Source organism: Streptomyces umbrinus, from assembly GCF_030817415.1.
In the GTDB taxonomy this organism is placed as follows: domain Bacteria; phylum Actinomycetota; class Actinomycetes; order Streptomycetales; family Streptomycetaceae; genus Streptomyces; species Streptomyces umbrinus_A.
Genome location: NZ_JAUSZI010000002.1, coordinates 3,737,078 through 3,747,476, shown reverse-complemented (window position 1 = coordinate 3,747,476; position 10,399 = coordinate 3,737,078). Strand labels below are relative to the sequence as shown.

The 10,399-nt window shown below is 69.6% G+C and carries 8 protein-coding genes; 4 read left to right on the top strand and 4 right to left on the bottom strand.

From position 1 onward, the window contains the following. Positions 1–11 precede the first annotated feature (11 nt). Positions 12–725, top strand: a complete 714-nt coding sequence (locus QF035_RS16360) for a glycoside hydrolase family 12 protein (RefSeq protein WP_307521074.1) — start codon at positions 12–14, stop codon at positions 723–725. A 104-nt stretch (positions 726–829) separates the two neighbouring features. Here QF035_RS16360 and QF035_RS16355 read toward each other — a convergent pair whose 3' ends face one another. Together QF035_RS16355 and QF035_RS16350 are read right to left on the bottom strand one after the other, a co-directional pair. Further along, on the bottom strand, positions 830–1,597 hold the full coding sequence (locus tag QF035_RS16355; protein ID WP_307521073.1) for an ABC transporter permease: 768 nt from the start codon (positions 1,595–1,597) through the stop codon (positions 830–832). 1 nt (position 1,598) lies between these two features. Further along, a complete protein-coding gene (locus QF035_RS16350; protein WP_307521072.1) occupies positions 1,599–2,636 on the bottom strand; it encodes an ABC transporter substrate-binding protein in 1,038 nt (345 codons plus the stop codon). Between the two features lie 169 nt (positions 2,637–2,805). Between QF035_RS16350 and QF035_RS16345 the strand changes: the two genes are divergently transcribed. After that, positions 2,806–3,576 carry an ABC transporter ATP-binding protein gene (locus QF035_RS16345; protein WP_307521071.1) on the top strand — a complete coding sequence of 257 codons (771 nt, stop codon included), beginning with the start codon at positions 2,806–2,808 and terminating at the stop codon, positions 3,574–3,576. Positions 3,577–3,584: 8 nt separating this feature from the next. Next, the gene (locus QF035_RS16340; RefSeq protein WP_307531166.1) at positions 3,585–4,511 is read left to right on the top strand and encodes an LLM class F420-dependent oxidoreductase; all 927 of its coding nucleotides are present in this window, start codon (positions 3,585–3,587) and stop codon (positions 4,509–4,511) included. Positions 4,512–4,558: 47 nt separating this feature from the next. Here the strand turns inward: QF035_RS16340 and QF035_RS16335 are convergent, their stop codons facing one another. Both QF035_RS16335 and QF035_RS16330 read right to left on the bottom strand, forming a co-directional pair. Further along, the gene (locus QF035_RS16335; RefSeq protein ID WP_307521070.1) at positions 4,559–6,610 is read right to left on the bottom strand and encodes a glycoside hydrolase family 31 protein; all 2,052 of its coding nucleotides are present in this window, start codon (positions 6,608–6,610) and stop codon (positions 4,559–4,561) included. A 369-nt stretch (positions 6,611–6,979) separates the two neighbouring features. Then, a complete protein-coding gene (locus tag QF035_RS16330) occupies positions 6,980–7,993 on the bottom strand; it encodes a LacI family DNA-binding transcriptional regulator (RefSeq protein ID WP_307521069.1) in 1,014 nt (337 codons plus the stop codon). Between the two features lie 390 nt (positions 7,994–8,383). On the opposite strand from QF035_RS16330, the gene QF035_RS16325 reads away from it, so the two are divergent. Beyond that, positions 8,384–10,330: an acyl-CoA dehydrogenase family protein gene (locus QF035_RS16325; protein ID WP_373466664.1), complete on the top strand. Its 1,947-nt coding sequence runs from the start codon at positions 8,384–8,386 to the stop codon at positions 10,328–10,330. The last annotated feature ends 69 nt before the right edge of the window (positions 10,331–10,399 follow it).

Sequence of the window (10,399 nt, the reverse complement as noted above, 5' to 3'; positions counted from 1 at the left end):
GAAGGGACACCATGGCAACACGCACGCTGACCCGGATCACCAAAGCACTGCTGGCCCCGGCGCTCGCGCTCGGCGCCACCATCGGCCTCGCCTCGGCCCCCGCCTCGGCGGCCGTCTGGAATTCCTGCGACCAGTGGGGCAACACCAGCCTCAACGGCTACACGCTCTACAACAACATCTGGGGCTCCGGCGCCGGCAGCCAGTGCATCTGGGCCAACTCCGGTACCAACTGGGGTGTCTGGGCCAGCCACCCCAACACCGGCGGCATCAAGTCGTACCCGAACTCCAAGAAGGTGGTCAACAAGACGATCACCTCGCTCGGTTCGCTCAGCAGCAGCTACAACGTCACCGTCCCGTCGTCAGGCGCGTACAACACCTCGTACGACATCTGGGACACCGACTACGACTACGAGATCATGCTCTGGGTCAACTACAACGGAGCCGTCGGTCCGCTCGGCACCTCACAGGGCAATGTCACCCTCGGCGGCCACACCTGGACCGTCTACAAGGGCAACAACGGCGCCAACGAGGTCTTCTCGTTCCTGCGCACCTCGGACTCGAACTCCGGGACCGTCAACGTCCTGCCGATCCTCAAGTGGATCAAGGACACCAAGGGCTGGATGGGCAACGAGACCATCGGAGACGTGCAGTTCGGCTTCGAGATCACCTCGTCGTCCGGCGGCCTGGACTTCGCCACCAACAACCTGACCGTCTCCAGCAGTTGAGCCCCGCCGTCATAGGTATCGCCACCGTCACCGGCAGGTGACCGTACGCCCGGGTCGGCGCCGTCCCCACGCGGGGCCGGCCCGCGCTGCGCCCATCCCTACGCCTACCGCTGCGACGTCGTCTCCCGCACCCACGGCAGCAGCGTGCGCTCCGCGAGCACGAGCGCGTAGAACAGCGCCACGCTCATCACGCCGAGCAGGGCGATCGCGGCGAACGCCAGCGCGGTGTCGGAGTTCGCCCCGGACTGCACGACGACGAAGCCGAGCCCCTCGTCGCCGGCGCTGAACTCACCGATGACCGCGCCGACGGCCGACAGCGGCATGGCGACCTTCAGCCCGACGAAGATCTGCGGCAGCGCGCTCGGGAAGCGGAACCTGAGGAACGTCTGGGTGCGCGAGGCGCGCAACGACCGTGCCAGCTCGACGAGTTCGACAGGTGTCGAGGTGAGTCCGCCCGCCACCGACAACACGACGGGGAAGAAGCAGACGAGCAGCGCCATGACGACCTTCGGCTGCTGACCGAACCCCATCCACACCACCAGCAGCGGTGCCAGCGCCACCTTGGGCACCGCGTTGAACGCCACCAGGAGCGGCGAGAACATCAGCTCCACGATCCGCGACGCCGCGATCGCCACCCCGATCAGCAGCCCCGCCGCCACGGCCAGCGCGAAGCCCAGCACGATGACGACGAGCGTGGTGACCGCCTCGCCCAGCAGATAGCCGGGCACGCGGAGGAAGGCGTCCAGCACGTCCGCCGGTGACGGCAGGACGATCTCCGGTACGTCGAACACGACCACGGCGAGTGCCCAGGTGCCGATGGCCGCGGCCAGCCCGAGCACGGGCCAGCCGAACTCCATCACCCGCCTGAGCACTTCAGGACTTCGGCACCAGGTCGAAGGAGACCAACTGCTCAGGCGTCAGACCGGACTTGACCGCCCCGGCGTCCGCCAGCGCCTTGATCGCCCCGGCCACCCGCTCCCGGTCCATCGTGCCGATCGGCGCCCCTTCCTCCTTGGGCTGTACGGCCTCGCCGAGCAGCTCGATCTCCGCGGCGGCGGCCTTCTCGTTGACGGTCGGGTGCTTCTTCGCCAGCACCGCGGCCGCCTCCTCCGGATGGTCGATCGCGTAGCGCATGCCCTTGAGCAGCGCCGATGTGAAGCGTCTGACCAGGTCCGGGTCCTTCTCGGCGATCTTCGTGGTGGTCGTGACGGCCGAGCCGTAGCTCTCGGTCAGGAACTTGCCGAACGGCAGGACCACGACTTCCTTGCCCTTGACGGCGTTCTCGATGTTCGGGCGGCCCACCCGGTACTGGCCGACCGCGTCGACCTTGCCGGTCGCGAGGTTGACCCCGAGCTGCTGGGGTTCGAGGTTGACGAAGTCGACCTTGTCGGCCTCGAATCCGGCGAGTTTCGCGTATGCCGGGAAGAGGGCCCCGATGACCGACCCGGCCGGATCCGCGATCTTCTTGCCCTCCAGGTCCGCGGGCTTGCTGATGCCGCTGTCGGCCAGCGCCATCACGGCGGCGTCCGTGGTCTGGTGGACGGCCGCGACCGCCGTCACGCCGGACACCTTGCCGCCGCCGACCTGCATGATCGTGCTGCTGAGGTCGACGGGCGCGAACTGTGCCCGCCCGCCGGCCAGCGCGGCCAGGCTGATGGCGCTGCCCTGCCCCGGCTGGATGGTGACCGAGACGCCCGCGTCGCTGAAGTAGCCCTTGTCCTGGGCGACATAGGCGTACGCCTCGCGCCCGAAGGTGCCGAAACCGGTGATGTAGGTGACCTTGTCGGGCGCGGAACCGCCGGAGGATCCGGCTTTGCCCTCGTTGTCGTCGTCGGAGCCGCAGGCCGTGGAGAGTGCCGCCGTCAGCAGGACAGCCAGGAGCGCGGCGGGTAACCGCGTATTCCGTCTCATGGCTCTCAAGTGGAGCTGTTGAGGCGGAAGTTGTCGATACCGCAGACCTGGTTGTCATGTAACAAACATCGACCGAGGTGGTTGATCACGGATTGCGCCGCCCTATCCTCGGCCGTACCGCTACCGCTACCGCTACCGCTCAAGGTGAACCGGTGATGGAGGGCAGCCCGTGATCCGAGTGCGCGGCGTGTCGAAGAGCTTCGACGGCCGCAGAGGGACCGTGGAGGCCCTGCGCGGCATCGAACTGGACGTCGGGGACGGTGAGTTCGTGGCCGTCCTGGGCCGCTCCGGCTGCGGCAAGTCCACCCTCCTGCGGGTGATCGCCGGACTGCTCCCGGCCTCCGCGGGCGAGGTACGGATCGCGGACGAGCCCGTGCGGGAACCGCGCCGGGACGTCGCCATCCTCTTCCAGCGCCCGGCCCTGCTCCCCTGGCGCTCGGTGCTCGACAACGTCCTGCTGCCCATCCAGGTCCACGGCCAACCACGCCCCGAACACCGTGAAGCAGCCCGGCAGTTGCTGTCCACCGTCGGTCTGGATGCCCCCTTCCACAGACGCCTGCCGCACGAGCTGTCCGGCGGCATGCAGCAACGCGTGGCGCTGTGCCGCTCCCTGATCCAGCGCCCGCGCGTGATGCTGATGGACGAGCCCTTCTCGGCCCTGGACGCCCTGACCCGCGAGGAGTTGTGCGAGGTGCTGCAGCGCGTGCACATGGAGTACGCCGCCACGGTCGTCCTCGTCACCCACTCCATCGAGGAGGCGGTCCTGCTCGCCGACCGGGTCGTGGTGCTCAGCCCGCGCCCCGGCCAGGTCCGTACGGTCCTCGACGTCCCGGTACCCCGGCCCCGCTCCCTGGGCCACGACGCGCACGCCACCGAACTCGCCCGCTGTCGCGCCGAGTTGCACGATCTGCTGCTGGCCAGCCATATGACGGGAGTGTGAGCGGGGAGATGGAACTGCGCCTGTTCACGGAGCCGTACCACGGGGCCACCTACGACGAACTCATGCGGGCCGCCCAGCACGCGGAGGAGTGTGGCTTCGAGGGCTTCTTCGTCGCCGACCACTACCACCCGATGCACTACACCGACGCCCTGCCGGGACCCACCGACGCCTGGACCACCCTCGCCGGTCTGGCCCGCGAGACCTCGCGGATCAGGCTCGGCACCCTCATGACCTCGGCCACCTTCCGGCACCCCGGCCCGCTCGCGGTCACCGTCGCGCAGGTCGACGCGATGAGCGGAGGCAGGGTCGAACTCGGCCTGGGCGCCGGTTGGTTCGCCCTCGACCACAGCGCGTACGGCATCCCGTTCCCGCCACCCGCCGAACGCTTCGAGCGGATGGAGGAACAGCTCCAGATCGTCACGGGCCACTGGGCCACCCCGCCCGGCGAACGCTTCTCGTACGAGGGCCGCCACTACCGCCTGACCGACTCGCCCGCCCTGCCGAAGCCCGTCCAGCGGCCGGGAGTGCCGGTCATCGTGGGCGGCCGCGGCCCCCGCCGCACACCGAGGCTGGCCGCCCGGTACGCCGACGAGTTCAACCTGCCCTTCACCTCGCCCGAGCAGAGCGCCGACCTGTTCGCGGGCGCGCGGGCCGCCAGGGAGGCGGCCGGCGGACCTCCCCTGATCCTCTCGGTGTGCCTCGGTATCGCCTCCGGCCGCACCGAATCCGAGATCGACGCCCGTCTCGCGCTGCTGCACGAGCCGTCCCGCCTGCCCCCGGAGGAACCGCTGCACGGCCCCCCGGGGAAGATCGTCGACGTCCTCGGCCGGTACGCCGGCCTCGGGGCCTCCCGCGTGTACGTACGCCTGCGCGACCTCTCCGATCTCGACCACCTGGACCTGCTGGCGGCCGAGGTCGCGCCTCGGCTCTCTTGAGAAACTTCCTTGAGATCGACCCTCAACTCCCCTGAGAGAGCAGGCTGTTACTCGGCGATCGGGATAGCCGCCGCGTCCCGCAGGAAGAGCGGTATCCGGTCCAGCGGGGCGTCCACCGTGACGCTCGTACCGCCCTCGTACGAGGTCCCCGTCCAGGTGTCCGTCCACCGCGCCCCGGCCGGGAGATAGGCCGTCCGCACGCTCGCCCCCGCCGTCAGGACGGGCGCGACCAGCAGATCCGGGCCGAAGAGGTACGAGTCGGCCACCGACCAGGTCGCCTGGTCCTCCGGGAACTCCAGGAACAGCGGCCGCATCACCGGCAGACCCTCCTCGTGCGCGGCCCGCATCACGTCGAGCACGTACGGCTTCAGTCGCTCACGCAGCCGGAGGTACTTCTCCATGATCGTGCCGGCCTCCTCGCCGTACGACCAGACCTCGTTCGGGCCGCCGGTCATGTCCGGGCCGAGCGGCATGCCCGGGTCCCGGAAGCCGTGCAGCCGCATCAGCGGGGAGAGCGCGCCGAACTGGAACCAGCGGATCATGACCTCGCGGTACGCCGGGTCGTCCGGGTCGCCGCCGTGGAAGCCGCCGATGTCGGTGTTCCACCAGGGGATGCCGGACAGTGACGTGTTGAGGCCCGCCGCGATCTGGCGGCGCAGGGTCGCGAAGTCCGTGCCGATGTCACCGGACCACAGGGCGGCGCCGTAGCGCTGACTGCCCGCCCACGCCGAGCGGTTGAGGGTGACGATCTCGGTCTCGCCGGCCGCGATCATGCCCTCGTAGAAGGTGCGGGCGTTCTCGCTCGGGTACATGTTGCCGACTTCGAGGCCCGGGCCCGCCCAGTAGCGCAGGTTCTCCTGGAAGCCCGGCTTCAGCTCCGGCTCGCAGGCGTCGAGCCAGAACGCCGTGATCCCGTACGGATCCAGGTAGTTCTCCTTGATCCGCGACCACATGAAGTCGCGCGCCTCGGGGTTCGTCGCGTCGTAGAAGGCGACCTGGACCGTGGAGGCGACCTCCTTGTCCGGCCAGTCGGCGTGCGCCATCGGGCCGTACTGCGTGCCGATGAAGTAGCCGCGCTGCTCCATGAGTTGATGGTTCTCGGAAAGCGGGGAGACGGACGGCCAGACGGACACGACGAGCTTGATGCCGAGCTCCTTCAGCTCCCGCTGCATCGCCGCCGGGTCGGGCCACTCCGCCGGGTCGAACTTCCACTCGCCCAGGTGCGTCCAGTGGAAGAAGTCGCAGACGATCGCGTCGATGGGCAGGCCCCGGCGCTTGTACTCCCTTGCCACGCCCAGGAGTTCGTCCTGAGTGCGGTAGCGCAGCTTGCACTGCCAGAAGCCGGCGGCCCACTCGGGCAGCATCGGCGTACGTCCGGTCACCGCGCTGTAGCGGCGCTGCGCGTCGGCCGGCTGCCCCGCGGTGATCCAGTAGTCGATCTGCCGGGCCGAGTCCGCCACCCAGCGCGTGCCGTTGCCCGCGAGCTCGACGCGGCCGATGGCCGGGCTGTTCCACAGCAGGGTGTAGCCGCGGCTGGAGGTGAGGACCGGGATGGTCACCTCGGCGTTGCGCTGGACCAGGTCGAGGACGGCGCCCTTCTGGTCGAGCAGCCCGTGCTGGTGCTGGCCCAGGCCGTACAGCTTCTCGCCCTCGTACGCGGCGAAGCGCTGCTCCAGCCGGTGGTGGCCGTTGCCGACCGGGGTGTAGAGGCGCGGGCCCGGCCACCAGAAGTGGGCGCGCTCCTCGGTGAGGAGTTCCGCGGAGTCGTCGGTGCGGACGAAGCGGATCAGGCCCTCGGCGTCGACCTCGACGGTCAGCGCGCCGACGGTCAACTGCCCGTGCCCGTCCTCGATCTTGACGGAGGCCTCGGTCGCGGGCGCCTCGTCGAGCAGCGCGCCCGGCAGCCCCTCCAGGACCGGCCCGCCGAGCCTGGCCCGGACCCGGACCGCGTCGGGGCCCCACGGCTCGATGCGTACGGTCTCCTGGCGGCCGCTCCACTCCAGGGCGCCGTCGCGCTCGCGGAACGTGCCGACGGTGGGGGAGGACTGGGCGAGGCTGACCGCTCCCAGTCCGGTCTCGTTAAAAGCAGGCTGATTCACCGGAGTCCTTCCGAGGATGCCGCGGCGTTTACGCCGGGGAGGATTCGTACTTTTCGGCGCCGGGCCGTGTGGCGGTCCGGTAGGCTTTCCGCGTTGGTACGCGAGTCCATGAAGGCACGAACCGGTATGCACCGGGGACACGGTTGTGGGTGGCGTTGACCGTGCTGACGTCGTCGGGTCCGCCCCGGCGTGGGTACTTGTCAACGTGCCCGTACTGCAAGGGGAGGCTCTCCTTGTGGTAGATGCGACCTGTGGCCGTCCTGCCGTCGGGGGTAGCCAGGAGCGCAACGAGGTGTGCAGGCTGAGCTGTCAAGCCCGGTCGTGTGCGGCCGAGAAGTTGACGTGGGGTGTTCCTGATACCGGCCCGGCTCAGCTTGTAGCCGGGGCGGGCCCCGAACTCGCCCGTACCGTCAACTCGGGTGCGAGAAGCACGACTTCGTCCTTGCCGTGCCCTTCGAGCTTGGCGATCAGGTGCTCCACGGCGTGCCGGCCCATCTCCTGCGCGGGGATGGCGACCGAGGTCAGCCGCACCGAGGCCTGGGTGGCGACCTGGTCCGGACAGATCGCGACCACCGACACGTCCTCGGGCACCGCCCGGCCCTGCTGGCGCAGCAGCGCGAGCAGCGGCTCGACCGCGGACTCGTTCTGCACGACGAAGCCTGTGGTGCCCGGCCGCTCGTCGAAGATCCGGGACAGGGTCAGCGACATCACGTCGTAGCCGCCCTCGCACGGGCGGTGCAGCACGCGCACGCCCAACTCCCGTGACCGGGACCGGAGTCCGTCGAGGGTGCGCTCGGCGAAGCCGGTGTGCCGTTCGTAGACCGCGGGCGCCTCGCCGATGACAGCGATGTCACGGTGACCGAGCATCGCGAGATGCTCGGCGCACAGCGCGCCCGTGGCGCCGAAGTCGAGATCGACGCAGGTCAGGCCGCTGGTGTCGGCGGGCAGACCGATGAGGACGGACGGCTGGTCCGTGCCCCGCAGCAGCGGCAGCCGCTCGTCGTCGAGCTCGACGTCCATCAGGATCATCGCGTCGGCGAGCCCGCTGCCGGTGACCCGGCGCACGGCGTCGGGGCCCTCCTCACCGGTCAGCAGCAGCACGTCGTACCCGTGGGTGCGGGCCGAGGTCGCCACGGCGATGGCGATCTCCATCATCACGGGTACGTACATGTCCGTACGGAGCGGGATCATCAGCGCGATGATGTTGGACCGGCTGCTTGCCAGTGCGCGGGCTCCCGCGTTGGGGTGGTACCCGAGCTGCTGGATGCTCTGCTCGACCCGCTCGCGGGTACCCGCGGAGATGGACCGCTTGCCGCTGAGGACATAGCTCACCGTGCTCGCCGAGACTCCGGCGTGCTGGGCGACCTCGGCGAGGGTGACCATCCAGCTCTCCAAGCGTTGTGTGAAGCGCTTCGACAGTGCGCATTGTGGGTAAGGGGCGAGTGGGGGTGGCTAGACAGTAGCTTGACGGCGGGTGGGTGTCCATAGGTTGTCGAAGCGCTTCGACTCCGTCGGTTTTGTGGGGCGCCTATGGGGGTGGGGGTCCGGTGGGGTGGCGGGTGCGGGTGGGTGGGGGCTTGTCGCGCAGTTCCCCGCGCCCCTTGGCGGGAGGCTTCGCCCCCACCATCCTCCCGTGAGTGGTTCGCTCTTGTGCGCGTCGGGTTGGGCCGAACGGCGCGTGAGGGGTGGTGGGTGGGTCCGGAATCGGGTACATACGATCGAGTAGAACCGGTCGGTAACCGTACCGGAACCAAGATCCCTATTCGCGGCGAGGTGAGCCTCTTGTCCGCAACACCCCACCAGCCAGCTGTCACCGAACGTGAAGCCCGGCAGGTCGCCGAGGCGGCGCGGGAGCAGGACTGGCGCAAGCCCAGCTTCGCCAAGGAGCTGTTCCTCGGCCGCTTCCGGCTGGACCTGATCCATCCGCACCCGATGCCGCCCGACGAGGACGTGCAGCGCGGCGAGGAGTTCCTCACCAAGTTGCGCGACTTCTGCGAGACGAAGGTCGACTCGGCCCTCATCGAGCGGGAGGCGCGGATCCCGGACGAGACGATCAACGGGCTCAAGGAGCTCGGCGCCCTCGGCATGAAGATCGACACCAAGTACGGCGGTCTCGGTCTGACGCAGGTGTACTACAACAAGGCGCTCGCCCTGGTCGGCTCGGCGAACCCGGCGCTCGGCGCGCTGCTCTCCGCGCACCAGTCCATCGGCGTACCGCAGCCGCTGAAGCTCTTCGGCACGCAGGAGCAGCGGGACATCTTCCTGCCGCGCTGCGCCCGTACCGACATCTCCGCCTTCCTGCTCACCGAGCCGGACGTGGGCTCCGACCCGGCGCGCCTCGCCACCAGCGCGGTGCCGGACGGCGACGACTACGTCCTCGACGGGGTGAAGCTCTGGACCACCAACGGCGTCGTCGCGGATCTGCTGGTCGTGATGGCGCGGGTGCCGAAGTCCGAGGGCCACAAGGGCGGCATCACGGCGTTCGTCGTGGAGACCGCCTCGGAGGGCGTCACCGTCGAGAACCGCAACGCCTTCATGGGGCTGCGCGGCCTGGAGAACGGTGTCACCCGCCTCCACCAGGTCCGGGTCCCGGCCGCCAACCGGATCGGACCGGAGGGCGCGGGCCTCAAGATCGCCCTCACCACGCTCAACACCGGACGGCTCTCGCTGCCCGCCATGTGCGTCGGCGCGGGCAAGTGGTGTCTGAAGATCGCCCGCGAGTGGTCGTCCGTGCGCGAGCAGTGGGGCAAGCCGGTGGCCTTCCACGAGGCCGTGGGCGCCAAGATCTCCTTCATCGCGGCGACGACGTTCGCCCTGGAGGCCGTCCTCGACCTGTCGTCCCAGATGGCGGACGAGAACCGCAACGACATCCGTATCGAGGCCGCCCTCGCCAAGCTCTACGGTTCCGAGATGGCCTGGCTGATGGCCGACGAGCTGGTCCAGATCCGCGGCGGCCGCGGCTTCGAGACCGCCGACTCGCTGGCCGCCCGCGGCGAACGGGCCGTCCCCGCCGAACAGGTACTGCGCGACCTGCGCATCAACCGCATCTTCGAGGGCTCGACCGAGATCATGCACCTGCTGATCGCCCGCGAGGCGGTCGACGCCCACCTGTCCGTGGCCGGCGACCTCATCGACCCGGAGAAGTCCCTCTCGGACAAGGCGAAGGCGGGCGCCAACGCCGGGGTCTTCTACGCCAAGTGGCTCCCGAAGCTGGTCGCGGGCCCCGGCCAACTCCCGCGCTCGTACGGGGACTTCCACCCGGCGGGCCACGTCGACCTCTCCGGTCACCTGCGGTACGTGGAGCGGTCGGCCCGCAAGCTCGCCCGGTCCACCTTCTACGCGATGTCCCGCTGGCAGGGCCGAATGGAGACCAAGCAGGGCTTCCTCGGCCGGATCGTCGACATCGGCGCCGAACTCTTCGCGATGAGCGCCGCCTGCGTCCGCGCCGAACTCCTGCGCACCACCGGGGACCACGGCCGCGAGGCGTACCAGCTCGCCGACGCCTTCTGCAGCCAGTCCCGGGTCCGCGTCGAGGAACTCTTCGGCCGGCTGTGGTCCAACACCGACGACCTCGACCGCAAGGTCGTCAAGGGTGTCCTCGGCGGTGCCTACACCTGGCTGGAGGAGGGAGTCGTCGACCCGTCCGGCGAAGGCCCCTGGATCGCCGACGCGACACCCGGACCGTCCGAAAGGGAGAACGTCCACCGCCCCATCCGTTGACCTTTTCCCCAGGAATGCACTGCCGTCCCCGTCGTCATTCTGCCGCTTGCCGCACAGAAGGTGTGCGTC

Excerpts from the sequence above, each read along its gene's own strand:
- QF035_RS16360 (WP_307521074.1), top strand. The coding sequence starts at position 12 with ATGGCAACACGCACGCTGACCCGGATCACCAAAGCACTGCTGGCCCCG.
- QF035_RS16350 (WP_307521072.1), bottom strand. The coding sequence starts at position 2,636 with ATGAGACGGAATACGCGGTTACCCGCCGCGCTCCTGGCTGTCCTGCTG.
- QF035_RS16340 (WP_307531166.1), top strand. The coding sequence starts at position 3,585 with ATGGAACTGCGCCTGTTCACGGAGCCGTACCACGGGGCCACCTACGAC.
- QF035_RS16330 (WP_307521069.1), bottom strand. The coding sequence starts at position 7,993 with ATGGTCACCCTCGCCGAGGTCGCCCAGCACGCCGGAGTCTCGGCGAGC.